Annotated in this window: 21 protein-coding genes; 11 read left to right on the forward strand and 10 right to left on the reverse strand. The window is 66.2% G+C overall.

Going from position 1 to position 24,512, the window contains the following annotated elements; translation table 11 throughout:
• Window positions 1-35: 35 nt before the first annotated feature.
• Window positions 36-713, forward strand: a complete 678-nt coding sequence (yrfG, locus tag CHB99_RS03420) for a GMP/IMP nucleotidase (RefSeq protein ID WP_042120611.1) — start codon at window positions 36-38, stop codon at window positions 711-713.
• A 107-nt stretch (window positions 714-820) separates the two neighbouring features.
• On the opposite strand, the gene lysM is transcribed toward yrfG, so the two are convergent.
• Window positions 821-1,258 (reverse strand): peptidoglycan-binding protein LysM, encoded by a 438-nt coding sequence (lysM, locus tag CHB99_RS03425; RefSeq protein WP_042120612.1) that lies wholly within the window; start codon window positions 1,256-1,258, stop codon window positions 821-823.
• A gap of 82 nt (window positions 1,259-1,340) precedes the next feature.
• On the opposite strand from lysM, the gene CHB99_RS03430 reads away from it, so the two are divergent.
• From CHB99_RS03430 to CHB99_RS03440, 3 genes are all read left to right on the forward strand, one after another.
• The gene (locus CHB99_RS03430) at window positions 1,341-2,228 is read left to right on the forward strand and encodes a LysR family transcriptional regulator (protein WP_042120613.1); all 888 of its coding nucleotides are present in this window, start codon (window positions 1,341-1,343) and stop codon (window positions 2,226-2,228) included.
• 95 nt (window positions 2,229-2,323) lie between these two features.
• Entirely contained in the window at window positions 2,324-3,160 is an 837-nt protein-coding gene (fdhD, locus tag CHB99_RS03435; protein ID WP_042120614.1) for a formate dehydrogenase accessory sulfurtransferase FdhD, read from the forward strand.
• Window positions 3,157-5,493 (forward strand): FdhF/YdeP family oxidoreductase, encoded by a 2,337-nt coding sequence (locus tag CHB99_RS03440; protein ID WP_042120616.1) that lies wholly within the window; start codon window positions 3,157-3,159, stop codon window positions 5,491-5,493. Before fdhD ends, CHB99_RS03440 begins: the two co-directional genes overlap by 4 nt.
• A 166-nt stretch (window positions 5,494-5,659) precedes the next feature.
• Here CHB99_RS03440 and tauD read toward each other — a convergent pair whose 3' ends face one another.
• The 4 genes from tauD to tauA are packed head-to-tail and all read right to left on the reverse strand — an operon-like array spanning window position 5,660 to window position 9,118.
• Entirely contained in the window at window positions 5,660-6,493 is an 834-nt protein-coding gene (gene tauD / locus CHB99_RS03445) for a taurine dioxygenase (RefSeq protein ID WP_042120617.1), read from the reverse strand.
• Between the two features lie 24 nt (window positions 6,494-6,517).
• The gene (gene tauC, locus CHB99_RS03450; RefSeq protein ID WP_042120618.1) at window positions 6,518-7,348 is read right to left on the reverse strand and encodes a taurine ABC transporter permease TauC; all 831 of its coding nucleotides are present in this window, start codon (window positions 7,346-7,348) and stop codon (window positions 6,518-6,520) included.
• Window positions 7,345-8,124 (reverse strand): taurine ABC transporter ATP-binding subunit, encoded by a 780-nt coding sequence (gene tauB, locus CHB99_RS03455; protein ID WP_042120619.1) that lies wholly within the window; start codon window positions 8,122-8,124, stop codon window positions 7,345-7,347. The genes tauC and tauB overlap by 4 nt, the downstream gene beginning before the upstream one ends.
• 16 nt (window positions 8,125-8,140) lie before the next feature.
• On the reverse strand, window positions 8,141-9,118 hold the full coding sequence (gene tauA / locus CHB99_RS03460; RefSeq protein ID WP_042120621.1) for a taurine ABC transporter substrate-binding protein: 978 nt from the start codon (window positions 9,116-9,118) through the stop codon (window positions 8,141-8,143).
• Between the two features lie 423 nt (window positions 9,119-9,541).
• On the opposite strand from tauA, the gene CHB99_RS03465 reads away from it, so the two are divergent.
• The 6 genes from CHB99_RS03465 to CHB99_RS03490 are packed head-to-tail and all read left to right on the forward strand — an operon-like array spanning window position 9,542 to window position 15,967.
• The gene (locus CHB99_RS03465; protein ID WP_042120622.1) at window positions 9,542-10,783 is read left to right on the forward strand and encodes an SfnB family sulfur acquisition oxidoreductase; all 1,242 of its coding nucleotides are present in this window, start codon (window positions 9,542-9,544) and stop codon (window positions 10,781-10,783) included.
• A 22-nt stretch (window positions 10,784-10,805) separates the two neighbouring features.
• Complete coding sequence (locus tag CHB99_RS03470; RefSeq protein WP_042120623.1) at window positions 10,806-12,011, forward strand: SfnB family sulfur acquisition oxidoreductase; 1,206 nt, start codon at window positions 10,806-10,808, stop codon at window positions 12,009-12,011.
• On the forward strand, window positions 12,011-13,408 hold the full coding sequence (locus tag CHB99_RS03475; RefSeq protein ID WP_042120625.1) for an LLM class flavin-dependent oxidoreductase: 1,398 nt from the start codon (window positions 12,011-12,013) through the stop codon (window positions 13,406-13,408). The genes CHB99_RS03470 and CHB99_RS03475 overlap by 1 nt, the downstream gene beginning before the upstream one ends.
• Window positions 13,401-14,204: a MetQ/NlpA family ABC transporter substrate-binding protein gene (locus CHB99_RS03480; RefSeq protein ID WP_042120626.1), complete on the forward strand. Its 804-nt coding sequence runs from the start codon at window positions 13,401-13,403 to the stop codon at window positions 14,202-14,204. The genes CHB99_RS03475 and CHB99_RS03480 overlap by 8 nt, the downstream gene beginning before the upstream one ends.
• Window position 14,205: 1 nt before the next feature.
• The gene (locus CHB99_RS03485; protein WP_084702428.1) at window positions 14,206-15,333 is read left to right on the forward strand and encodes a methionine ABC transporter ATP-binding protein; all 1,128 of its coding nucleotides are present in this window, start codon (window positions 14,206-14,208) and stop codon (window positions 15,331-15,333) included.
• A complete protein-coding gene (locus tag CHB99_RS03490; RefSeq protein ID WP_042120628.1) occupies window positions 15,323-15,967 on the forward strand; it encodes a methionine ABC transporter permease in 645 nt (214 codons plus the stop codon). Before CHB99_RS03485 ends, CHB99_RS03490 begins: the two co-directional genes overlap by 11 nt.
• A 154-nt stretch (window positions 15,968-16,121) precedes the next feature.
• Here the strand turns inward: CHB99_RS03490 and CHB99_RS03495 are convergent, their stop codons facing one another.
• The 4 genes from CHB99_RS03495 to CHB99_RS03510 form a co-directional block, all read right to left on the reverse strand.
• A complete protein-coding gene (locus CHB99_RS03495) occupies window positions 16,122-19,169 on the reverse strand; it encodes an efflux RND transporter permease subunit (protein WP_042120629.1) in 3,048 nt (1,015 codons plus the stop codon).
• Complete coding sequence (locus tag CHB99_RS03500) at window positions 19,166-20,233, reverse strand: efflux RND transporter periplasmic adaptor subunit (RefSeq protein WP_042120631.1); 1,068 nt, start codon at window positions 20,231-20,233, stop codon at window positions 19,166-19,168. Before CHB99_RS03500 ends, CHB99_RS03495 begins: the two co-directional genes overlap by 4 nt.
• Window positions 20,230-21,315, reverse strand: a complete 1,086-nt coding sequence (locus CHB99_RS03505; protein ID WP_042120633.1) for an efflux RND transporter periplasmic adaptor subunit — start codon at window positions 21,313-21,315, stop codon at window positions 20,230-20,232. The genes CHB99_RS03500 and CHB99_RS03505 overlap by 4 nt, the downstream gene beginning before the upstream one ends.
• Window positions 21,316-21,500: 185 nt before the next feature.
• Entirely contained in the window at window positions 21,501-22,340 is an 840-nt protein-coding gene (locus CHB99_RS03510) for an RHS repeat-associated core domain-containing protein (RefSeq protein WP_052419344.1), read from the reverse strand.
• A gap of 127 nt (window positions 22,341-22,467) precedes the next feature.
• Here CHB99_RS03510 and CHB99_RS03515 point away from each other — a divergent pair, with 127 nt between their 5' ends.
• Entirely contained in the window at window positions 22,468-23,631 is a 1,164-nt protein-coding gene (locus tag CHB99_RS03515; RefSeq protein ID WP_042120635.1) for an AAA family ATPase, read from the forward strand.
• 37 nt (window positions 23,632-23,668) lie between these two features.
• Here the strand turns inward: CHB99_RS03515 and CHB99_RS30480 are convergent, their stop codons facing one another.
• Entirely contained in the window at window positions 23,669-24,430 is a 762-nt protein-coding gene (locus CHB99_RS30480) for an RHS repeat-associated core domain-containing protein (protein ID WP_052419345.1), read from the reverse strand.
• Between the last annotated feature and the right edge of the window lie 82 nt (window positions 24,431-24,512).

Genomic DNA, 24,512 nt, shown 5'->3' on the forward strand with positions numbered 1-24,512 from the left:
GCCCACCGCAGCCTGACCGAACGAGAATCTTGCACATGCCTGCCCTTGCCTGGCGCGACATCGATACCGTCCTGCTGGACATGGACGGCACCCTGCTCGACCTGCACTACGACAACCACTTCTGGCTCGAACACCTGCCGCAGCGCTACGCCGAACACCACGGCATCAGCCGGGCCATGGCCGAGCTGGAACTGCAGCCGCTGTTCGAACGCAACGCCGGCTCGCTGAACTGGTACTGCCTGGACTTCTGGAGCGCCGAACTGAAGTTGCCGGTGCGCGAACTGAAGCTGGAAACCGCCAATCTGATCGCCCTGCGCCCGGACGCCGACACCTTTCTCGGCGCCGTGCGCGCCGCCGGCAAGCGGGTGATCCTGATCACCAACGCGCACCGTGATTCGCTGTCGCTGAAACTGGAGCGGGTGGCCCTGGCGCCGTATTTCGAGCGCATGATCAGCTCTCACGACTACGGTTTTCCCAAGGAGAACCAGCAGTTCTGGAGCGCGTTGCAGGCCGATACCGGTTTCGACCCGGCGCGCAGCCTGTTCATCGACGATACCCTGGCGATCCTGCGCAGTGCCCGCGCGTTCGGCGTCGCCCACCTGCTCGCGGTGCGCCAGCCGGACAGCCGCAAACCTGCGCGCGATACCGAAGAATTCGCGGCGCAGGAAGACTACCGGGTGCTTCTCGAAGGACTGGACGCAAGACTCCCGTAGGAGCGTGGCTTGCCCGCGAAGGACCGCGCAGCGGTCCCGGACCTCACTGCTATCTGGGCCCGCTGCGCGGTCCTTCGCGGTGGTTCGTCACACGACAAGCCACGCTCCTACGGAATCCGCAGCGACTGCCCCGGATAGATCTTGTCCGGGTGGCTCAGCATCGGCTTGTTCGCTTCGAAGATCTTGTTGTACAGATTGGCATTGCCATAGACCTCCAACGAGATGGCGCTGAGGGTGTCGCCCTTCTTCACCACCACGAACCGCGCCGCGGCGGCGATCGGGCCGGTCACGACGATCTGGTCGTCCACCGAGGCCACGCCGGCGATATTGCCCAGGGCCAGAAGAATCTTCTCCTTCTCTTCCTGACTGCTCACCTCGCCCGTCACCGTGACCGTGTCGCCATTGACCGTGGTCTGGATGTTGGGGTTGCCCAAGCCCACCTTCGCTACGTGATCCTTGAGCTGATCGGCGGCATTGGCATTGCCCGGCGTCAGCAGATCGATGAGTTTTTCTCCTGCTTCTTTCACGAAACTGAACAGACTCATGTCGCTCTCCCTTTCAAAGGAATCTCGGAGCCCAAAGTCTAGGACAGGTTAGAATGCCCCGCCCGCCCGCCCCGAGACGACGATGGACATCAAACAGCTGAAATTCCTCATCGCCCTGGACGAAACCCGCCACTTCGGCCAGGCCGCCGCGCTGTGCCACGTGACCCAGCCGACCCTGTCGATGCGCCTGCGCAACCTGGAGCGCGAACTGGGGCTGGAGCTGGTCAACCGCGGCCAGCGCTTCGAAGGCTTCACCGCCCAGGGCGAACGGGTGCTGGCCTGGGCCCGCGCGGTCCTCGCCGCCTACGACGGCCTGCAGGCCGAGGCCGCCGCCTGTCGCGGGCACCTGGCCGGAACCCTGCGCCTGGGCATGGTGCCGCTGTCCAGCTTCGATCCGCTGCCGCTGCTGCAACGCCTGCACCGCCAGCACCCGGACCTGGCGTTCGAACTCAGCGCGCTCAGCTCGGAGCAGATCCTCGAACAGCTCACCAGCAACCGCCTCGACCTCGGCCTGTCCTACCTCGAACGCCTCGATCAGGAGCGCTTCGAAGCCCTGCCCCTGGGCGAATCGCGCATGGGCCTGCTGTACGACCCGGCGCACTTTCAGTTCGCCGACGCCCCGCTGCACTGGCAAGCCCTCGCCGAACTGCCGCTGGGCCTGCTCACCGCCGGCATGCACTTTCGCCAGTCGGTGGACCACAACTTCCACAGCCGCGGCCTGGTCCCGCGCCTGCTGCTGCAGACCGATGCCGTCCATCAGTTGGTCCAGGCGGTACATGGCGGCCTGTGCTGCGCGGTGATGCCGCTGGGCAACGGACTCGAAGCGGTCACCGGCGGGCTGCGCCTGCACCCCATCGAACAGGCCACCACCCTGGCCCCGCTGGGCCTGATCATGCGCCGTACCGCGCCACGTTCGGCACTGGCCGAAGCCTGCCTGGCCGAATACCGGAAACTGCGCGACGAAGCATGATCGACGGGGTCTATCAAGACATCGGTACAAGCGATTAGACGATACCCGAGCACAGGCCTAGGCTAAGGACTGATCAGCCCCTCGGGTACCCATGAATGAGCAGCAAACCACCGGTTTGCGCGGCTTCCACGACCCTGGAAGCCCCTGCCGCCAGCGTGCGATACGAATACAGCCAGCTAGAAGATTGCTCCCCCGCCAGCGCCGACCTCGCCGAGGAAGTGGCCCTGGCCATCGCCTACAACGGCATCAGCCAGGCGGTGATGCTGGTCAGTCCCACCGACCTCGACGACTTCGTGGTCGGCTTCAGCATTGGCAGCGGCATCGTCGACAGCGCCGACGACATCTATGACATCAAGCTGGCCGGCAGCGGTTCGGCCCTGCACGCCCAGGTGGAAATCGCCAGCCGCGCGTTCTGGAACCTCAAGACCCAGCGTCGCCAACTGGCCGGCACCAGCGGTTGCGGGCTGTGCGGCGTCGAAGCCGTGGAGCAGGCCCTGCCCGACCTGAAGGCGCTGCCCGGCGCACCGCTGCCTCCCGCCGAATGGCTGGTGGGCCTGCGCCAGCGCATCAGCGCCTTCCAGCCCCTCGGCCAGCATTGCGGCGCGGTCCACGCGGCCCTGTTCATGGACGCGACCGGCGAACTGTTGCTCGGCCGTGAAGACATCGGCCGGCACAACGCCCTCGACAAGCTGATCGGCGCCCTGATCCGCCAGCGCATCGACACCCATGGCGGCCTGGCCATCGTCACCAGCCGCTGCAGCCTGGAACTGATCCAGAAAGTCCTGCGCGCCGGCATCCAGACCCTGGTCAGCCTGTCGTCGCCCACCGGTCTGGCCCTGCAGTGGGCCCGGCGGCACAACCTGAACCTCATCCACCTGCCGCAACACAGTGCGCCACGGGTCTACAGCCCGGCGCGGGAGAAGCGATCGTGAGCCTGCATCATCAAGCCGACCAGAAACCCGTTCCGCGCTACAAGCCCTACCACGGCGCCGCCGGCGGCTGGGGCGCGCTGCGCAGCGTCGCGCAGGCCTGGATCGGCAGCGACAATGCCCTGAAGAACATCCGCGCCCTGCTCAAGACCAACCAGAACGGCGGCTTCGACTGCCCCGGCTGCGCCTGGGGCGACTCGCCGGAACACGGCATGGTCAAGTTCTGCGAGAACGGCGCCAAGGCGGTGAACTGGGAAGCGACCAAGCGCCGTGTCGACCCGGCCTTCTTCGCCCGTCACAGCGTCACCTCGCTGCTTGGCCAGAGCGACTACTGGCTCGAATACCAGGGCCGCCTGACCGAACCGATGGTCTACGACCCGGCCAGCGACCGCTACAAGCCGATCGGCTGGGACGAGGCCTTCGCCGTCATCGCCCGTCACCTCAAGGGCCTGTCCAGCCCCGACCAGGCCGAGTTCTACACCTCGGGCCGGGCCAGCAACGAGGCGGCCTATCTGTACCAGCTGTTCGTCCGCGCCTACGGCACCAACAACTTCCCGGACTGCTCGAACATGTGCCACGAGGCCAGCGGCGTGGCCCTCGGGCAGAGCGTCGGGGTCGGCAAGGGCACGGTGACCTTCGATGACTTCGAGCACGCCGACGCCCTGTTCGTCTGGGGCCAGAACCCCGGCACCAACCACCCGCGCATGCTCGAACCGCTGCGCGAGGCGGTGAAGCGCGGTGCCCAGGTGGTGTGCATCAACCCGCTGAAGGAGCGCGGCCTGGAACGCTTCCAGCACCCGCAGCACCCGATCGAGATGCTGACCAACGGCGACCGTCCGACCAACACTGCGTTCTTCCGTCCGGCCCTCGGGGGCGACATGGCGATGATGCGCGGCATGGCCAAGTTCCTCCTGCAGTGGGAACGCGAGGCCCAGGCCAACGGCAGCGAGCCGGTGTTCGACCACGCCTTCATCGCCGAACACACCGCCACCGTCGACGAGTACCTGGCGGTGGTCGATGCCACCCCGTGGGCGCAGATCGAAGCGCAATCCGGCCTGCCCCGCGGCGAGATCGAACTGGCCGCGCGGATGTACGTGAAGGCGAAGAAAGTCATCATGTGCTGGGCCATGGGCATCACCCAGCACCGCCATTCGGTGCCGACCATCCAGGAAATCGCCAACCTCATGCTGCTGCGCGGCAACCTCGGCCAGCCGGGTGCCGGCCTGTGCCCGGTGCGCGGCCACAGCAACGTGCAGGGCGACCGCACCATGGGCATCAACGAGCGTCCGCCGGTGGCGCTGCTCGACTCGCTGGAGCGGCATTTCGGTTTCCCGGTGCCGCGTCATAACGGCCACAACACCGTCGAGGCGATCCACGCCATGCTCGAAGGCAGGGCCAGGGTGTTCATCGGCCTGGGCGGCAACTTCGCCCAGGCGACTCCGGATACCGACCGCACCGCGCAGGCCCTGCGCAACTGCGAACTGACCGTGCACATCAGCACCAAGCTCAACCGCAGCCACCTGATCCACGGCAAGGAGGCGCTGATCCTGCCGTGCCTGGGCCGCACCGACATCGACCAGCAGGGCGAAGGCCCGCAGGCGGTGACCGTGGAAGACTCGTTCAGCATGGTCCACGCCTCCAACGGCCAGCTGAAACCGCTGTCGCGGCACATGCGCTCGGAGCCGGCGGTGATCGCCGGGATCGCCGCGGCGACCCTGGGCAAGCATCCGGTGGACTGGAATTGGCTGATCGCCGACTACGGGCGGATCCGCGACCTGATCATGCACACCATTCCGGGCTTCGAGCAGTTCAATGAACGGCTGCAGCATCCGGGGGGCTTCTACCTGGGCAACAACGCCGGCAAGCGCATCTGGAAAACCGCCAGCGGCAAGGCCAACTTCAAGGCCAACCGCCTGCCGGACGACCTGCTCCACGAAAGCGTGCGCGCCAGCGGCCAGTTGCCGGACCTGATCATGCAGTCGATGCGCTCGCACGATCAGTACAACACCACCATCTACGGCCTGGATGACCGTTACCGCGGGGTGAAGGGGCAGCGTAACGTGCTGTTCGCCAACGAGGCCGACATCATCCGCCTGGGCTTCAACCCGGGCGACAAGGCCGACCTCGTCTCGCTGTGGGGGGATGGTCTGGAGCGGCGGGTGAAGGGCTTTACCCTGCTGGCCTTCGATATCCCGGCGGGGCAGGCGGCGGCCTACTATCCGGAGGTGAACCCGCTGGTGCCGCTGGAGAGTGTCGGCGATGGCAGCCATACGCCGACGTCGAAGTTCGTGGCGATCCAGTTGAAGCCGGCCAGCGCTGAAGCCCGGATCATCTAAAGCCGTGCGCGAACCAACCGTACATAGGAGCTGCCCGCGAAGAACCTGTAGGAGCTGGCTTGCCTGCGAAGGACCGCAAAGCGGTCCCCGATAGCGGTGAGGTCCGGGACCGCTGCGCGGTCCTTCGCGGGCAAGCCACGCTCCTACAGAGGAACGCGCATCCCCTTTAAAACGGCACATCCCCCAGAATCGTCGCCCGATGCATCACCCGCCGCTGCGGCCGGTAGTCATCCACCGCGTAATGCTGGGTCACCCGGTTATCCCAGAACGCCACATCGTTCTCCTGCCAGCGCCAGCGAATGGTGAATTCCGGCCGGGTCGCATGGGCGAACAGCAACTTCAAAATCGCCTCGCTCTCCAGCTCGCTCAACTCATTGATCCGCGTCGTGAACCCATCACTGACGAACAACGACTTGCGCCCACTCACCGGGTGCGTGCGAATCACCGGATGGGAAATCGGCGGGTTGGCCTTGCGCGCCGCTTCCCAACGCGCCAGGTCCTCCGGGGTGCTGCCGAAGCGCGCCAGGGGGAAGGACTTGGTGAAGTCATGGGTCGCGGTGAGCCCATCCAGCAACTGCCGCAACGGTGCCGACAAGGCCTCATAGGCCGCGATGCCGCTGGCCCACAGGGTGTCGCCGCCATACGCGGGAAGCTGCTTGGCTGCCAGCACCGCGCCCAGCGCCGGGGTCGGCAGGAAGGTCACGTCGGTGTGCCAGATGGCGTTGTCGCGCACGTCGGTGACGGCGGTATCCAGCACCAGCACCTGCGGGGTTTCCGGCACGTTCGGGTAGATCGGATGGATATGCAGGTCGCCGAAGCGCGCGGCGAAATCGGCCTGCTGCCGCGGGGTGATCGCCTGCTCGCGGAAGAACAGCACCTGGTGCGCGAGCAGGGCCTGCTCGATGGCATCGCGGGTATCGGCGTCGAGCGCGCGGCTCAGGTCCACGCCACTGATATGGGCACCGAGCGCGGGGCTCAGCGGGGTAATGATCAGGCTCATGTCTGTCTCACTCGTGAATTCGTTTCAGTGGCTCTGGCCGTGCCACGGCACCAGCTTGCGCTGCAGGGCGCGCAGGCCCATTTCCAGGGCGAAGGCGATCAGGGCGATGACCAGGATGCCCAGCACCACCACATCGGTGACCAGGAACTGCGCCGCCGACTGGACCATGAAGCCGAGGCCGCTGGTGGCGGCGATCAGCTCGGCGGCGACCAGGGTCGACCAGCCCACGCCGAGGCCGATACGCACGCCGGTGAGGATGTCCGGCAAGGCGCTGGGCAGGATCACATGGCGAATCAGCTGCACCCTGCTCGCCCCCAGCGACTGCGCGGCGCGCAGCTTGGCCGGGTCGACGGTGCGCACGCCGGTGGCGGTGGCAATGGCGATCGGGGCGAAGATCGCCAGGTAGATCAGCAGCACCTTGGACAGCTCGCCGATGCCGCACCAGATCACGATCAGCGGCAGGTAGGCCAGCGGCGGGATCGGCCGGTAGAACTCGATCAGCGGATCGAGAATGCCGCGGGCGATGCGGTTGTGGCCGATGGCGATGCCGATCGGGATCGCGGTGAGAATCGCCGCACCCAGGGCCAGGCCGATACGGCCGAGACTGGCTGCGAGATGCTGCCACAGGGTCGACTCCATGTAGCCCTCGGTCAGCAGCAGCCAGGCCTTGCCCAGCACCGCCTCCGGAGAGGGCAGGAACAGCGGCTCGATCCACTCCGCCGCGGTCACCAGCCACCACAGGGCGAGCAGGCCGCCGAGGGTCAGGCCGCTGATCCAGCGGGTGCTCAAGGTGCGTCGGGCGCGAGGCGCGGCGACGGTCGGTTTGGCCGTTACCGGCAGTTCGAGGCTGCTCATGCGGACTCCCTGCGTTGCGAAAAGACCCGCGCCAGCACGTGCTCGCGGGTTTCGATGAAACGGGGATCGGACTTGATCGAACGCGCCGACTCGCCGGCCGCGTAGCGCTGGCCGAAGTCCAGCTGCAGGCGCTCCACCACCCGCCCGGGATTGGGCGCGAGGAGGACCAGATCGGTGGCGAGGAACACCGCTTCCTCGATGTCATGGGTGATCAGGAACACCGGCTTGGCGGTGCGCTGCCAGACCTGCAGCAGCAGCTCCTGCATCTGTTCGCGGGTGAAGGCATCGAGGGCGCCGAACGGCTCGTCCATCAGCAGCACCCGCGGATCGGCGGCCAGCGCCCGGGCCAGGCCGACGCGCTGTTTCTGCCCGCCGGAAAGTTGCCAGACACGCCGTTCGGCGAAATCGACGAGGTCCACCAGGGCGAGCATTTCCCGCGCCTTGCGCTCGCGCTGGGCCCGCGGCACGCCGGCCAGTTCGAGGCCGAAGGCGACGTTGGCCAGCACGTCCTGCCAGGGCAGCAGGGCATCGTCCTGGAACACCACGCCGCGCTCGGCGCCCGGCCCTTGCACCGGCACCCCGTCGAGGGTGATGCGCCCGGCGCTGGGGCTGACGAAGCCGGCGATCAGGTTGAGCAGCGACGTCTTGCCGCTGCCGGAAGGGCCGAGGGCCACCAGCAATTGCTGCGGGCCCAGGCTCAGTGAGATGTCGGCGAGCACCGGGGTGGCGGCGCCGGGGTACTGTGCGCTGATGCGCTCCAGCTGTAACAGGGCCATGACGACTCCGGGGGGCTCAGTTGGTGATGAACTTGGCGCTGACGTACGGCGAGTAGTCCGGCAGCACCGCCTCGACCTTGCCCTGCTCCTTGAGGAACTTCGCGGTCTCGGTGATCGCCTGGGTGGTCGGCGCGCCAAGGGCGGCGACCTGGTCGGCGGCCAGCGGGAACACGTTGCCCTGCAGCAGGCCGGGGATGTCGCCGGTCTTGGCGCCGGACAGCTTGGCCAGCTTGTCGACGTTGGCCTTGTCCGCCAGCCAGGCTTGCGGGTCCTTGCGGTAGTCGGCGTAGGCGTCGAGGGTCACCTTGGCGAAGGCCTTGACCACCTCCGGGTGCTTGGCGGCGAAGTCCTTGCGCACGATCCAGGCGTCGAAGGTCGGCGCGCCTTTCTGCGCCAGCTCGCCGGAGGTGATCAGCACCTTGCCGTTTTCCTTGGCCACGCCCAGGGCCGGGTCCCAGACGTAGGTGGCGTCGATGTCGCCACGCTTCCAGGCGGCGGTGATCGCCGGTGGCGCGAGGTTGAGGATCTGCACCTTGGCCGGGTCGATGTTCCACTGCTTCAGCGCGGCCAGCAGGCTGTAGTGGCCGGTGGAGACGAAGGGCACGGCGACTTTCTTGCCGATCAGGTCCTGCGGCGAAGCGATGCCGGCGCCGTCGCGGGCGACCAGGGCTTCGGCGGCGCCGATCTGGGTGGCGATGAGGAAGGTTTCCACCGGCAGCTTGCGGCTGGCGGCGGCGGCCAGCGGGCTGGAGCCGAGGTAGCCGATCTGCACGTCGCCGGAGGCGACGGCGGTGATCACATCGGCGCCGTTGTCGAATTTGCGCCAGTCGATGCTGGCCTTGCTGGCCTGCTCGTAGCGGCCATCGACCTGGGCCACCTTGGCCGGGTCGACGGTGGTCTGGTAGGCCACGGTGAGGTCGGCGGCCTGCACGAACATGGCGGCACCGGCCAGGGCCAGAGCGGAAAACAGGCGCAACGGGGCGAAGAAGGTCATGGGTGGACTCCTGGCGGGCGGGTTCGGTAGTGAGTGGTTGAAAGACTAATTGATCTAATAAATCAAAAATAAATAACTTTTTCGAATTAGGTTAGGTCCACAAATTTTGCGGCCGCTTTGGCGATGCCGCGTCAACCGCTGTAGGAGCGTGGCTTGCCCGCGAAAGGACCGCGCAGCGGTCCAAAAATGGTGTTGCCAGAGCGAGTTTAGGACCGCTGCGCGGTCCTTTCGCGGGCAAGCCACGCTCCTACGAGTTCTCATCAGACCCCGAACCCGCTGTTGATTCTGTGTTGCCCAGCCAACAACCCGATTTCTATCCATATTCCTAATCGTTAGTTCAAATAATTTTTATACACGATTACGGTATATGAACCGGACCACCGGACCCCATTGCACCACCGCCATCCAACAATGAGGTCAGGTATGTCCACTCTCGCCACCACCACCGTCCACAGCGATCTGGACACTGCGCCACTGCTGCTTCCCGCCAAGGTCCTGCGCAACGATGCCGAAGCCATCGCCGCCGCCCACGAACTGGCCGCCAGCGCCCGCCTGCAGGCCGGCAAGCGCGACCAGCAACGCAAGCTGCCGTGGGCCGAAGTCGAGCAGTTCACCCGCAGCGGCCTGGGCAGCATCAGCATTCCCCGCGAATACGGCGGCCCCGAGGTGTCCTTCGTCACCCTCGCCGAGGTCTTTCGCATCATCAGCGCCGCCGACCCGGCGCTGGGCCAGATTCCGCAAAACCAGTTCGGCCTCCTGCAGATGCTCCGCGGCGCCGCCAGCGAGCGGCAGAAACAGGTGCTGTTCAAGTCCGTGCTGGACGGCTGGCGCATCGGCAATGCCGGGCCCGAGCGCGGCACGAAGAACACCCTGGAACTCAAGGCGCGCATCGTCCGCGAGGGCGACACCCATGTCATCAGCGGCCAGAAGTTCTACTCCACCGGCGCGCTGTTCGCCCATTGGGTCGCGGCCAAGGCGCTGAACGAGGAAGGCCGCCAGGTCATGGCCTTCATTCGCCGCGCCAGCCCGGGGCTGCGCATCGTCGACGACTGGTCCGGCTTCGGCCAGCGCACCACCGCCAGCGGCACCGTGCTGCTCAATGAAGTGCCGGTGGACGCCGAGCTGGTGGTGGAGAACTGGCGCCTCGGCGAAACCCCGAACATTCAAGGTTCGGTGTCGCAGTTGATCCAGGCCGCCATCGATGCCGGAATCGCCGAAAACGCCATCGCCGACGCCATCGCCTTCATCCGCGAACGCGCCCGGCCCTGGGTCGATGCCGGCGTCGAGAAAGCCGGTGACGATCCCTACGTGATCGCCGATATCGGTCGCCTGCAACTCGAACTGCACGCCGCCCAGGCCCTGCTGGTCAGGGCCGGCAAGGTGCTCGACGAAGTCAACGCCGCGCCGGTGGATGCCGCCTCCGCCGCCCGCGCCTCGATCGCCGTGGCCGAAGCCAAGGTGCTGACCACGGAAATTTCCCTGCTTGCCAGCGAGAAGCTGCTGGAGCTGTCCGGCAGCCGCGCGACCCTCGCCGAATTCAACCTCGACCGCCACTGGCGCAACGCCCGGGTGCACACCCTGCACGACCCGGTGCGCTGGAAGTACCACGCGGTGGGCGCGTACCACCTCAACGGCACCCTGCCCGCCCGGCATTCCTGGATTTGACCAGACCACTGGAGCCCGTCTCATGAGTCATGTTTCCCTTCCGCACTACAACGTGCCGGTGATCGCCGACGACGCCCAGGCCCTGGCCGTCGCCGAACGGATCGCCGGGCAACTGCAGCAGGACAGCATCCTGCGCGACCGCGAACGGCGCCTGCCGCATGCCGAACTGGAGCTGTTCTCGCGCTCCGGGCTGTGGGGCATCAGCGTGCCGAAAGCCTATGGCGGCGCCGGCGTGTCCAACGTCACCCTGGCCAGGGTGATCGCCCGTATCGCCCGGGCCGACAGCTCCCTGGGGCAGATTCCGCAGAACCATTTCTATGCCCTCGAAGTGCTGCGGGTGAACGGCACCGAGGCGCAGAAACAGCGCCTGTATGCCGAGGTCCTGGCCGGTGTGCGCTTCGGCAATGCCCTCGCCGAGCTGGGCACCAGGACCGCCAACGAGCGCACCACCGCCCTGACCCGCGACGGCGACGGTCTGCGCATCAACGGCCGCAAGTTCTACGCCACCGGCGCCCTCTACGCCCAGCGCATCCCGACCTCGGTGGTGGATGAAAACGGCGTGCAGCAACTGGCCTTCGTGCCTGCCGACAGCCATGGCCTGAAGGTCATCGACGACTGGAGCGGCTTCGGCCAGCGCACCACCGGCAGCGGCTCGGTGCTGTTCGACAACGTGCGGGTCACGGACGACGACGTGGTGCCGTTCCAGAGCGCCTTCGAACGGCCGACGCCGGTCGGCCCGCTGGCCCAGATCCTCCACGCCGCCATCGACACCGGCATCGCCCGCGCCGCCTACGAGGATGCCCTGCACTTCGTGCGCACCCGCACCCGGCCATGGATCGACGCCGGCAACGACAAGGCCAGCGAAGACCCGCTGACCCTGAAATCCTTCGGCCACCTGGCGATCCGTCTGCACGCCTGCGAAGCCTTGCTGGAGCGCGCCGGCGAATTCCTCGACCGCGCCCAGGCCGACGCCAACGCCGACACCGTGGCCGCCGCCTCCATCGCCGTGGCCGAAGCCCGTGCGATCAGCACCGAGATTTCCCTGGCCGCCGGCAGCACCCTGTTCGAACTGGCCGGCAGCCAGGCCACCCTCGCCGAGCACGGCCTCGACCGTCACTGGCGCAACGCCCGCACCCACACCCTGCACGACCCGGTGCGCTGGAAGTACCACGCCATCGGCAACTACTACCTGAACGAGCAGAACCCTCCATTGCGGGGGACCATCTGATGGCGAAGAAGAAGATCCTCCTCAACGCCTTCAACATGAATTGCGTCGGGCATATCAACCATGGCCTGTGGACCCATCCACGGGACACGTCGAGCCAGTACAAGACCCTGGAATACTGGACCGACCTGGCGAAACTGCTGGAGCGCGGGCTGTTCGACGGCCTGTTCCTGGCCGATATCGTCGGCGTCTACGACGTCTACCAGCAGTCGGTGGACGTGCCGCTGAAGGAGTCGATCCAGCTGCCGGTGAACGACCCGCTGCTGCTCGTCTCGGCGATGGCCGCGGTAACGCAACATCTGGGTTTCGGCCTTACCGCCAACCTCACCTACGAGCCGCCGTACCTGTTCGCCCGACGCCTTTCCACCCTCGACCACCTGAGCCGTGGCCGGGTCGGCTGGAACATCGTCACCGGCTACCTGGACAGCGCGGCCAAGGCCATGGGTCTCGACGAACAACCCGAGCACGACCGCCGCTACGACCAGGCCGACGAGTACCTGGAAGTGCTCTACAAGCTGTGGGAAGGCAGCTGGGAAAACGACGCGGTGATCGAGGATCGCCAGCAACGCATCTATGCGCGGCCGGACAAGGTGCACAAGGTTCGCCATCACGGCGAGTTCTACAAGGTCGAGGGCTACCACCTCTGCGAGCCGTCGCCGCAGCGTACCCCGGTGCTGTTCCAGGCCGGGGCCTCGGAACGCGGCCTGGGCTTCGCCGGGCAGCATGCCGAATGCGTGTTCATCAGTGGCCAGACCAAGGCCGCGACCCGCGCCCAGGTCGACAAGGTGCGCGCCGCCGCCGTGGCGGCCGGCCGTGATCCGGAGGCGATCAAGGTGTTCATGGGCATCACGGTGATCGTCGCCGCCAGCGAAGAAGAAGCCCGGGCCAAGCATGCCGAATACCTGCGCCACGCCAGCGCCGAAGCCGGGGTGGCGCACTTCTCCAGCTCCACCGGCATCGATTTTTCCGCCTACGCGCTGGACGAGCCGATCCAGTACGTGAAGAGCAATGCCATCCAGTCGGCCACCAAGCATTTGCAGAACAACGACTGGACCCGTCGCCGCCTGCTGGAGCAGCACGCCCTTGGCGGGCGTTACATCACCCTGATCGGTGCGCCACAGCAGATCGCCGACGAGCTGGAAAGCTGGATCGCCGAGACCGGCCTGGACGGTTTCAACCTGGCCCGCACCGTGACCCCGGAAAGCTACGAAGACTTCATCGACCTGGTCATCCCCGAGCTGCAGCGACGCGGCTCGTACAAGACCGCCTACGACCACGGCAGCCTGCGCCAGAAGCTGTTCCCCGCCGGCACCGCCCACCTGCCCGCCGACCATCCCGGCGCCAGTTATCGCCACTCAACGCAAGACACCCAACCGACCGGAGCGCTCCAGCATGCTTAAGACCCTCTTTGCCCGCCCCGTGGCGGCCCTTGCCCTGACCCTCGGCCTGGCGGGCGCCAGCCATGCCACCGAGGCGCTGAAAGTCGGCACCACCGCCGCCTTCGCCGCGCCGCTGGAAGCCGCCGTTTCCGAAGCGAAGAAACAGGGCCTGCAGGTCGAACTGATCGAGTTCAGCGACTGGATCGCACCCAACGTCAGCCTGAATGCCGGCGACATCGATGTGAACTTCTTCCAGCACATCCCCTTCCTGGAAAACGCCAAGGCCGCCGGCGGCTTCGACCTGGTGCCCTACGCGCCGGGGATCATCAACAACGTCGGGCTGTATTCGAAAAAGTACAAATCCCTGGACGAACTGCCCAAGGGCGCCACCGTGGCCATCGCCAACGACCCGATCAACAGCGGTCGCGGCCTGCAGCTGCTGGCCAAGGCCGGACTGATCACGCTCAAGCCGGGGGTCGGCTACAAGGCCACCGAGGAGGATATCGTCGCCAATCCGAAGGGGATCAGGATCCTCCAGGTCGAGGCCGTGCAACTGGTGCGCGCCTACGACGACGCCGACCTGGTGCAGGGTTATCCCCACTACATCCGCCTGGCCAAGACCTTCGATGCCGAGTCGGCACTGCTGTTCGACGGCATCGACCACAAGGAATACGTGATCCAGTTCGTCATCAAACCGAAGAGCAAGGACGATCCGCGCCTGGCGAAGTTCATCGATATCTACCAGCACTCGCCGGTGGTCCGCGCCGCCCTCGACAAGACCTACGGCAAGCTCTACCAGCCGGGCTGGGAGAGTTGAGATGAGTACCGCCAACGCCCGCGTGGCGCTGGATGCGCCACCTGTTGCCGAGTTGCGAACGACCCGGCAACGGGCCCTGCATCCCGAGCTGAACAACGCCCATGTGCGCTTCGTCGGCCTGCACAAGACCTACCCGGGGCAGGACACCCCGGCCCTGGCCGATATCGACCTGAACATCCAGCCCGGCGAGATCTTCGGCATCATCGGTCGCAGCGGCGCCGGCAAGTCGTCGCTGATCCGCACCATCAACCGCCTGGAACAACCCAGCGGCGGGCGGGTGCTGATCGACCAGGTGGATATCGCCGAGTACGACGAGGACAAACTGGTCGGCCTGCGCCGGCGCATCGGCATGATCTTCCAGCACTTCAACCTGATGTCGGCCAAGACCGTGTGGCAGAACGTCGAGCTGCCGCTGAAGGTGGCCGGGGTGGCGAAGGCCGAGCGGCGGCGCAAGGTGGAGGCACTGCTGGAGCTGGTGGGGTTGCAGGAGAAGCACCACGTCTATCCGGCGCAGTTGTCCGGCGGGCAGAAACAGCGTGTCGGCATCGCCCGGGCGCTGGTGCATGACCCGGCGATCCTGCTCTGCGACGAAGCCACCTCGGCGCTCGACCCGGAAACCACGGCGTCGATTCTCGACCTGCTGCGCGATATCAACCGGCGCCTGGGGCTGACCATCATCCTGATCACCCACGAGATGGCGGTGATCCGCGATATCTGCCACCGCGTGGTGGTGCTGGAGCGTGGACGCATCGTCGAGCAGGGCGAGGTCTGGCGGGTGTTCGGCAATCCTCGGCATGAGGTGAGCAAGACCCTGCTGGCACCGTTGCAGCCGGCGCTGCCGCCAGCGCTGCTGGCGCGTCTGTTGCCGAGCGCGGCGGATGCACGGTCGGCGCTGGTGCTGCGCTTGCGCATCAGCGGGGAGGATAGCGAGGCGCCGGACCTGGCGGCGCTGTTCGCCGCGCTGGGTGGTCGGGTCAGCCTGTTGCAGGGCGGCATCGAGACGATCCAGGAGCGGGCGCTGGGGCAACTGGTGATTTCCGTGGCCGGCTCGCCCCATTCGCATGATGAAATCGTCCAGCGCGCCCGGCACTGGGCGGCGCAGGTGGAGGTGCTTGGCCATGTGGTTTGATCGTTTGTTGCAGGGGGTGATCGACACCCTGCTGATGGTCGGCGTGTCGTCGCTGATCGCCTTGCTGGTGGGGATTCCGCTGGCGGTGATCCTGGTCACCAGCGGCAAGGGCGGGATCTTCGAAGCGCCTGGCGTGAACCGGGTGCTGGGGGCGTTCGTCAATCTGTTCCGTTCGATTCCGTTCCTGATCCTGATGGTGGCGCTGATTCCGTTTACCCGCCTGATCGTGGGGACCACCTATGGCGTGTGGGCGGCGGTGGTGCCGCTGACCATCGCGGCGACGCCGTTCTTCGCGCGGATTGCCGAGGTGAGCCTGCGCGAGGTGGATCATGGCTTGATCGAAGCGGCGCAGGCGATGGGGTGCCGGCGTTGGCATATCGTCTGGCATGTGTTGCTGGCGGAGGCGCTGCCGGGGATCGTCGGCGGGTTCACCATCACCCTGGTGACCATGATCAACTCGTCGGCCATGGCGGGGGCGATTGGCGCGGGTGGGTTGGGGGATATTGCCTATCGGTATGGGTATCAGCGTTTCGACAGCCAGATCATGCTGACGGTGATCGTCATGCTGGTGGTGCTGGTGGCGTTGATCCAGGTGAGTGGGGACCGGTTGGCTCGGCGGTTGAACAAGCGATAGGCCTGTCGAAACCCACCCCCGTAGGAGCGTGGCTTGCCCGCGAAGGACCGCGCTAGCGGTCCCTGATCACGGTGAGGTCCCTGATCACGGTGAGGTCCCTGATCACGGTGAGGTCCGGGACCGCGTTGCGGTCCTTCGCGGGCAAGCCTCGCTCCTACGAGTTCTCTGGCTCCCGAATCCGGTACCACGCCACATACAACGCCGGCAAAAACAGCAACGTCAGCAAGGTCGCGACAACGATCCCGCCGATCATCGCGTAGGCCATCGGCCCCCAGAACACCTCGCGGGCAATCGGGATCATGCCCAGGCTCGCCGCCGCCGCCGTCAGCAGGATCGGCCGGCGCCGGTGGTTGGTCGCCTCCACCACCGCATCCCACGGCGCATAACCCTGCGCTTCGTACTCGTCGATCTGGGTCACCAGAATCACCGAGTTGCGGATGATGATGCCGATCAGCGCCAGAATCCCGAGGATCGCCACGAAGCCCATCGGCGTGCCCGTCGGCACCAGGGCGATGACCACGCCGATCAGCCCCAGCGGCGCCACGCTGGCCACCAGGAACAGCTTCTGCACGCTGTGCAGCTGGATCATCAGGAACGTCGCCATGAGGAACAGCATCAACGGAATCACCTTGGCGATCGGCCCCTGGGCCTTGGCGCTCTCCTCCACCGTACCGCCGGTCGCCACTTCGTAGCCGATCGGCAACTTGCTGGCGAACGCGTCGATCTGCGGCTGCAGTTGCTTGACCAGGTTCGTGGGCTGGATCTCGTCGCGCACCGACGCCTTGATGGTGATGGTCGGCTTGCGGTCACGCCGCCACACCAGCGGCTGCTCCAGCTCGTAACGCACCGTGGCGAAGGCCAGCAACGGGATCGAGGTCCCGCTGGGGGTGACGATCTGCAGGTTCTGCAAGGTCTGCGGCGATCCCCGCTCGCTGTCCTCGGCCCGCGCCACCACGTTGATCAGGTAGATGTTGTCGTTCACCTCGGTCACCGGCGCGCCACTGACGATGGCCTGCATCACATTGGCCACATCCTCCGACGACAGCCCGAGCTGACGCGCCTTGTCCTGGGCGATCTCGATCCGCAGGACCTTGCCCGGCTCGTTCCAGTCGTAAATCATCTCGCCGATATGCGGGTTGCTGTCGAGCAGAGTGGCCAGGTCGATGGCATGCTTGCGCACCAGGTCGATGTCCTTGCCACTGACCCGGTACTGGATCGGCCGCCCGACCGGCGGGCCCATCTCCAGCGACTGCACGTTGCTGCCGATACCGACGAAGTCATCCCGCAGACGCTTCTCCAGCCGCGCCTTGAGCACTTCCCGCGATTCGAAGTCCTTGCTCACCACCACCAGCTGGGCGTAGTAGGGGTTCTGCAACTGCTGGTCCAGCGGCAGGTAGAAACGCACCGCGCCCTGGCCGATATAGGTGCTCCAGTGGACGATGTCCGGGTCGTCCTTGAAGGTCGCCTCGAAACGGTCGACCACCTTGCGCGTCTCTTCGATCGACGCGTTCTGCGGCAGGTTGAGGTCCACCAGCAGCTCGGGGCGGTCAGACGCCGGGAAGAACTGGTTCTGCACGAAGCGCATGCAGAAGATCGCCAGGGCGAACAGCAGCACGGTGCCGACGATGGTCAGCCAGCGATGGCGCATGCACCACACCAGGCCGCCATGGAACGCCTTGCCGATCCGTCCCGGTTCGGCCTCATGCTTCTTGATCTGGGCGCTGAGCAGGTGCACGCCCAGCACCGGGGCGAACAGCACCGCGACGATCCACGACACCAGCAACGCCACGGCGATCACCGCGAACAGGGTGAAGGTGTACTCCCCCGCCGAACTGGCATTGAGGCCGATGGGCACGAAGCCGGCCACGGTCACCAGGGTCCCGGTGAGCATCGGGAAGGCCGTCGAGGTGTAGGCGAACGTCGCCGCCTGCTCCTTGGTCTCGCCCATTTCCAGGCGGGTGACCATCACCTCCACGGTGATCATCGCATCGTCCACCAGCAGGCCCAGGGCGATGATCAGCGCACCGAGGGAAATCCGCTGCATGGTGATGCCGCTGTACTCCATGAACACGAAGACCATCGCCAGCACCAGCGGGATCGAGCAGGCCACCACCAGCCCGGCGCGCATGCCAAGGCTGACGAAGCTCACCACCAGCACGATCACCACCGCTTCGAACAGCGCACTGGTGAACCCGCCAACGGCCTGCTTCACCACCACCGCCTGGTCGGACACCGTGTACACGCCGATACCCACCGGCAGGTCGGTGATGATCTGGTCCATCCGCTCGCGCAGCAGTTGCCCGAACACCTGCATGTTGCCGCCGGACTTCATGCCGATCGCCAGGCCGATGGCGTTCTGGCCGTTGTAGCGGAACTGCACCGTGGGCGGGTCGGCATAGCCGCGGCGGATCTCGGCGATATCGGCGAGGCGATAGAAGCGGTCTTCCAGGCGCAGGTTGACTTCGGCCAGGTCCTTTTCCGAGGCGAACTGGCCGCTGGTACGCACGGAAATCCGCTCCGGCCCCGCCTCGATCACCCCCGCCGGGGTCACCGCGTTCTGCGCCTGCAGGGCCTGCACCACCTGGCGCTGGTCGATGCCCAGCGAGGCCAGCTTGCGCGTGGAGAAGTTCAGGTACAGCACCTCGTCCTGGGCACCGATGATCTCGACCTTGCCCAGGTTCGGCACCTCGCGGATTTCCGCGCGCACCTGCTCCACGTAGTCGCGCAGCTCGCGCATGCTCAGGCCGTCGGCGGTGAAGGCGTAGATCGAGCCGAACACATCACCGAACTCGTCGTTGAAACCGGGCCCCTGGATGCCCTTGGGAAACTCGCCGCGAATGTCCTCGACCTTCTTGCGCACCTGGTACCAGATCTGCGGGATGTCCGCGGCCTTGGTGGTGTCGCGCAGGTTGACATAGACCGTGGACTCGCCGGGCCGGGTGTAGCTCTTCACGTAGTCGAGGGAGTCCAGCTCCTCCAGTTTCTTCTCGATGCGGTCGGTGACCTGCAACAGGGTTTCTTCCTGGGTCGCGCCCGGCCAGCGGGTCTGGATCACCATGGTCTTGATGGTGAAGGCCGGGTCTTCCTCACGCCCGAGGTTGAGGTAGGAGAACACCCCCATGAGCAGGGCGACGAACATCAGGTACCAGACGAACGACTGGTGGCGCAGGGCCCATTCGGAGAGGTTGAAGCTTCCTTTCATCGAGTTTCGCCCTCATCGACCATGACCTTCTGCCCCGGCGTGAGGCTGTTCACGCCAGCGGTGACCACCCGTTCGCCGGGCTGCACCCCCGACGCCAGCACCACCACATCCGGCCCTCGTTGCAGCACCTGCACATCCCGCGGGTTGACCACTTTCTGCTGGGTATCGACGATCCACACCCGGGTCTTGCCCTCCACCTCCTGCAACGCACTGGGAGGAATCTCGCTGCGCGGCGTCACCGCGGAGCTCAGGGCGACGCTGATCGAGGTGCCGAGGCGAAAGCCCACCGGGGTGTCCATCAGGGTCAGGCGGGTGCGCCGGGTGCGCGTGCTGGCGTCGGCCTGGGGCTCGACCTCGCGGACCACGGCGCGGGTCCTGATGCTGTTGTCCAGTTGCGCCATCACGGTGAATTCCACGCCCTGGGTCAGGGCATCGGCGAGGGAGGTCGGCAGGTCGATCACCGCCTCCTTGACGTCCGGCCGCGCCAGGGTCACCACCGCCTGGCCAGCCGTCACGGTCTGCCCGGCCTCGGCCTTCCAGTCGGTGACCACCGCTCCATGGTCGGTGTGCAATTCGGCATAGCCGAGCTGGTCCCGGGCCTGCTGCAGCGCGGCCTTGGCCTGTTCGAGGGTGGCGCCGGTGGTCTTCAGGTCGGTCTGGGCGATATCCAGTTGCGCCTGGGCGCCGACGCCACGGTCGTACAGCTGTTGCTGGCGGCGGGCATTGGCCTGGGCGTTGATCCACTGCGCCTCGACCCTCGCCAGGTCGCCCTCGGCGGCGCGCAACTGGTTGCGCTGGTCGGTGGGGTCGAGGCTGGCGAGGATATCCCCCGGCTTCACCGTGGCGCCCACATCCACCCAGCGCCGGGCGATACGTCCGCCGACACGAAAGCCCAGGGTGCTTTCGTAGCGGGCCTGGATGGTCCCGGCGAAGCGCCCGAGGTCGAGGGCGTCGCGGGTCTGCACCTGCATCGACAGCACCGGGCGGATCACCTCCGGCGCCGGTTTTTCCCCGCCGCAGGCGACCAGCAACAGGCACCCCGCCAACACCCCGGCCCCCTTCATGGCTTCGCTCCCGCGTTATCGACGATTTCCACCTGCATGCCGGGGTGCATCAACTGGCCGCCGAGCACCACCACCGACTGGCCGCTGTGCAGCCCTTCGCTGACCACCACCTTGCCCGTCAGGTAACGCGTGACCGTGACCGGCTGCAGGCTGACCACGTTGCCCTCGCCCACCACCCAGACCGCCGGCTCGCGCAGCGCCTTGGTCAGCGCCGACCACGGCAGCTCGATCCCCGGCTTGCCCTGGGGCTCGCCGCTGGCGCTGACCGCCGAGCCCAGTTGCATGCCGTCCGGAACCTTGTCGAGGGCGATCTTGATCTGCACCGTGCCACTCTGCGCCGACACCGTCGGGGTGATTTCCCGGACATGGCCAACAGCCTGGACCTTCGGGTCGTCGAGCAGGCTGACGGTGATCGCCTTGGCCTTGTCCGGCGTCAGCAACAGTGCTTCATAGACGTTGAACACCGCATCGCGGTCGCCATCGCGGGCCAGGCCGAAGATCGGCATCGTGGCCTGGACCACCTGGCCGACTTCGGCCTGGCGCTCGGTGATGACCCCGGCGGCATCGGCCACCAGTTCGGTGTAGCTGAGTTGTTCCCTGGCGTTGGCCAACTGCGCCTCGGCCGCCTTCAGCGCGCTCTGGCTGCTGCGCAGCGCGGCCTGGGCCGAGTCGTATTCGCTCTGGCTGGTGTAGCCCTTGGGCAGCAGCTTCTGCTGGCGGACGAAGGCCGCCGCGCTCTGCGTCACCCGCGCCCGTGCCGCCAGCACCTCGGCGTTGGCCGAGTCGACGTTGGTCTGCAGGTCCTTGGGATCGAGGCGCGCCAGCACCTGGTTGGCCTTTACGTGATCGCCCACGTCCACGCTGCGCGACACGATCTTGCCGCCCACGCGAAACGACAGGTCGCTGTGCACCCGGGCCTGCACATCGCCCGTGAGGGTCACCCGCGCGGCGAAGTCCACTGCCTCGACCTTCTGCACCGCCACCCGCGGCCGTTGCGGCTCCTGCGCCGGCTTCTCGCGACAACCCGCAAGCACCAGCGCCAGGCCCAGGCACACGAATGAACAAGAACGCGACAGCTTCATGCGGGCTCCTTTGCATGCGCCGGTTGCACAGGGGAATGTGATTTATGCGTTTGTTAGCGTAGATCAGGGTTTGGATACTGCCCACGCCATGACGAGAACTCTCTTACAACGGAGTCGATATAAATCGATGCTGCCCGCAGGTCGTTGGTTCACTTCGGTTTTCTCTCCGGGGCGCTTTGCGATGACTATAGCGAGCGCCGTCGGAGCGCCTGCCCCGACTTCCTCTCCGACGCATCTATCCCGCCAGAGACGACGGTTGCCACCAGGTTGAATGCGCCGCCAACGGCACCACTGGTACCGGGGGTTTTCATCCACAGAACAGCCGATCGCCAATGCGCCGAGGTATTCGAGAGCGTTCCGGCCTCCACCTCCCGTGCAGTTCCCACATATCGGTGGGCATGAGCCACGGTGAGATCCGTGTTGTTGTGACTGCCCAGGTTGCGGTTGGTCAAGATCAGTGCCTTGGTGAACGATGAAGGATTCTGGGTGGCTGCAAGGCCGTTCTCGATGATGGCTCGGCTTGCCGGCAGTTGGTTCACGCCCGGGCCTCGGGTCAGGGCCTTGCGCGACAGCTTCATGAATTCGTCGACCTTCGATACCAGGCCACCGATTACACCGATTCCCAGCAACACCCCGCCCAGAATGATCAGGCCCGTGAGCAGCCCCTTCTCCATAGCTGAACCTTCCTGCGGCACTGCTTCCCGGCGAGCCGAGAAATGCCCACCCGGATCGCGCCGGTTCACCGGATCGCCCAGGCAGTAACCATAGGCATTCAACCCGCCCCGGCCGAACGGACTCCAGCTGTCCGGGCTGTTGAAGCGCATCAGCACCGGGTTGTAGGCGCGGTAGCCATTGCCGAGCAGATAGTGTCCGGTCAAGGCATCCGGAAGCTCGCCGTTGAAGCCAGGCACCGCCACGGGCAAGACCGGATGGCGATGTCCGTAGGCACTGTAGACAATGGCCTGGTGCCCGGCCCGCAGCACCGATTGCGGGTGATCACAGGCCAGCAGTCGCGTGGTGTTCATCTTCGCTACCTGTCCATGACAAGACGGACCCGTGTCAGCATACAAGCCGCCGACCGAAGCGATAACTGACAGAACTGACAGTACCGATCAGCGATACTGAGCCCTTTTCCTCCCGCGGAAGCCCGTAATGCTCACCACCCTGGCCGTCGCCAACTACCGCTCGATCAACCGCCTGGTGCTGCCGTTGGGGCGCCTGAACCTGATCACCGGGCCCAACGGCAGCGGTAAGTCCAACCTGTACAAGGCCCTGCGCCTGCTGGCGGAAACCGCCCATGGCGGGGTGGTCAATGCCCTGGCCGCCGAGGGCGGGCTGGAGTCGACGTTCTGGGCCGGGCCGGAACGCATCACCCGGCGCATGAGCCAGGGCGAGGTGGACATCGAGGGTGGCCCGCGGCAGAAGGTAAAGCGCCTGTGGCTGGGTTTCGCCAGCGAGGATTTCGGCTACGCCATCGGCCTCGGCCTGCCGACACCGTCGTCCGTGACGCGCTTCGCCCTCGACCCTGAGATCAAGCGCGAGAGCCTCTGGGCCGGGCCGCTGTGTCGCCCCGCCAGCCTGCTGGTGGACCGTCGCGCTGCGCTGATCAAGGCGCGCGAAGGCCGCCAATGGGAGGTGCTGGCGCAGCATGCGTCCTGTGCCGACAGCCTGTTCGACCAGGTCGGCAACCTGCGCTCGTCGCCCGAGGTACTGGTATTGCGCGAGCAGATCCGTGGCTGGCGTTTCTACGACCACCTGCGCACCGATGCCCAGGCGCCCGTGCGCTACCCGCGCCTGGGCACACGCACGCCGGTGCTGCACCACGATGGCCGCGACCTGGCGGCGGCGTTGCAGACCATCCTCGAAGTGGGCGATGCACAGGCGCTGCACGACACCATCGCCGATGCCTTCCCCGGCTCGCGCCTGGACATCGATGCGGTGCCGGGCGGGTTGTTCAGCGTGCAGTTGCACCAGGAAGGCCTGCTGCGCCCGCTGTCGGCGGCGGAACTGTCGGACGGCACCCTGCGCTATCTGCTGCTGGTGGCGGCGCTGCTGACCCCGCGCCCACCGACCATGATGGTCCTCAACGAACCGGAAACCAGCCTGCACCCGGACCTGATCCCGGCCCTGGCGCGTTTGATCATCAAGGCGTCGCAGCACTGCCAGATGTGGGTGGTGTCCCACTCGCGGGCGTTGATGGAGGCGCTTGAGGGCGATGCGACGTGCAACTCCATTGTGCTGGAGAAACATCTGGGACAGACCCGGGTGGTGGGTCAGGGGATGCTCGATGAGCCAGCGTGGAACTGGCCGGAATGAGAGGGAGATCATCGGAACAGGCAGGGCAAGCGCTGTTTCAAGGCCGTTTGCGGATCTTCTTGTACTCTTTGGTCAGAAATCTATCCACCGCGCTGACGGTTTCCGCGGCCAACTGTTGACGCACAGGACTTGGGCTCTTCCGCGTATCGGGACTGGAGGCGATTGCGGTAACCCGCGATGATCCGGTCCTCGACAACACCCCCTTGCCGGCCCCGACAGGCGCATCCTTCAATGGAGCCGGCACCTCGGGAGCAGCGTTATTGCCGCTGCCGGACGAGACGCCAGCACCTTCGGGCCGCGTTCTTGCCCGCAGTGCCGCGCTCGTAAGGGGCACCTCGCTCGAATCGAGACGCTCCCCCGTGGAACCCAGGGTATCCAGACTCGATGACGAGCCCTGCAACCCTTGGTAGCTGGGCGGGCGCTGTGCCGGTCGTTTCCGGGCCCGGCGCAGGAGTGTCCCCACCCGCGCCAGAAGGCGGAAGAAAGGGGCATGCCCGTCCGGATCCGTCAGGTTGACCGGATCGCCCAGGCAATACCCGTAGGCGTTCAAGCCTCCTCTCCGAAAGGGACTCTCGCTATCCGGGCTGTTGAAGCGCATCACCATCGGGTTGTAGGCGCGGTAGCCGTGTCCGAGAAGGTAATGCCCGGTCGGCGATTCGGGCCATTCGCCGTTGAAACCAGGCAAGCCACGGCGAAGCAGGCGATCGCGGTACCCATAGGGCATGTAGGCGAAGCTCCGACACCCTGCTCGCAACACCGACTGTCGAGGATCGCAGGCCAGCAGCACGGTCTCGTTCATGCTCGGAGTCCCTTTGGATGCACATTGCCGTCAGCATACAAACACGCTGGCGAAGACATAACTGACAGAACTGATAGGGTCA

The organism is Pseudomonas japonica (genome assembly GCF_900188455.1).
GTDB lineage: Bacteria > Pseudomonadota > Gammaproteobacteria > Pseudomonadales > Pseudomonadaceae > Aquipseudomonas > Aquipseudomonas japonica.

Bases quoted from the DNA above. Each gene is read 5' to 3' on its own strand.
- yrfG (WP_042120611.1), top strand. From the start codon at position 36: ATGCCTGCCCTTGCCTGGCGCGACATCGATACCGTCCTGCTGGACATG.
- lysM (WP_042120612.1), bottom strand. From the start codon at position 1,258: ATGAGTCTGTTCAGTTTCGTGAAAGAAGCAGGAGAAAAACTCATCGAT.
- CHB99_RS03430 (WP_042120613.1), top strand. From the start codon at position 1,341: ATGGACATCAAACAGCTGAAATTCCTCATCGCCCTGGACGAAACCCGC.
- fdhD (WP_042120614.1), top strand. From the start codon at position 2,324: ATGAGCAGCAAACCACCGGTTTGCGCGGCTTCCACGACCCTGGAAGCC.
- tauD (WP_042120617.1), bottom strand. From the start codon at position 6,493: ATGAGCCTGATCATTACCCCGCTGAGCCCCGCGCTCGGTGCCCATATC.
- tauC (WP_042120618.1), bottom strand. From the start codon at position 7,348: ATGAGCAGCCTCGAACTGCCGGTAACGGCCAAACCGACCGTCGCCGCG.
- tauB (WP_042120619.1), bottom strand. From the start codon at position 8,124: ATGGCCCTGTTACAGCTGGAGCGCATCAGCGCACAGTACCCCGGCGCC.
- tauA (WP_042120621.1), bottom strand. From the start codon at position 9,118: ATGACCTTCTTCGCCCCGTTGCGCCTGTTTTCCGCTCTGGCCCTGGCC.
- CHB99_RS03465 (WP_042120622.1), top strand. From the start codon at position 9,542: ATGTCCACTCTCGCCACCACCACCGTCCACAGCGATCTGGACACTGCG.
- CHB99_RS03470 (WP_042120623.1), top strand. From the start codon at position 10,806: ATGAGTCATGTTTCCCTTCCGCACTACAACGTGCCGGTGATCGCCGAC.
- CHB99_RS03475 (WP_042120625.1), top strand. From the start codon at position 12,011: ATGGCGAAGAAGAAGATCCTCCTCAACGCCTTCAACATGAATTGCGTC.
- CHB99_RS03480 (WP_042120626.1), top strand. From the start codon at position 13,401: ATGCTTAAGACCCTCTTTGCCCGCCCCGTGGCGGCCCTTGCCCTGACC.
- CHB99_RS03485 (WP_084702428.1), top strand. From the start codon at position 14,206: ATGAGTACCGCCAACGCCCGCGTGGCGCTGGATGCGCCACCTGTTGCC.
- CHB99_RS03490 (WP_042120628.1), top strand. From the start codon at position 15,323: ATGTGGTTTGATCGTTTGTTGCAGGGGGTGATCGACACCCTGCTGATG.
- CHB99_RS03495 (WP_042120629.1), bottom strand. From the start codon at position 19,169: ATGAAAGGAAGCTTCAACCTCTCCGAATGGGCCCTGCGCCACCAGTCG.
- CHB99_RS03500 (WP_042120631.1), bottom strand. From the start codon at position 20,233: ATGAAGGGGGCCGGGGTGTTGGCGGGGTGCCTGTTGCTGGTCGCCTGC.
- CHB99_RS03505 (WP_042120633.1), bottom strand. From the start codon at position 21,315: ATGAAGCTGTCGCGTTCTTGTTCATTCGTGTGCCTGGGCCTGGCGCTG.
- CHB99_RS03510 (WP_052419344.1), bottom strand. From the start codon at position 22,340: ATGAACACCACGCGACTGCTGGCCTGTGATCACCCGCAATCGGTGCTG.
- CHB99_RS03515 (WP_042120635.1), top strand. From the start codon at position 22,468: ATGCTCACCACCCTGGCCGTCGCCAACTACCGCTCGATCAACCGCCTG.
- CHB99_RS30480 (WP_052419345.1), bottom strand. From the start codon at position 24,430: ATGAACGAGACCGTGCTGCTGGCCTGCGATCCTCGACAGTCGGTGTTG.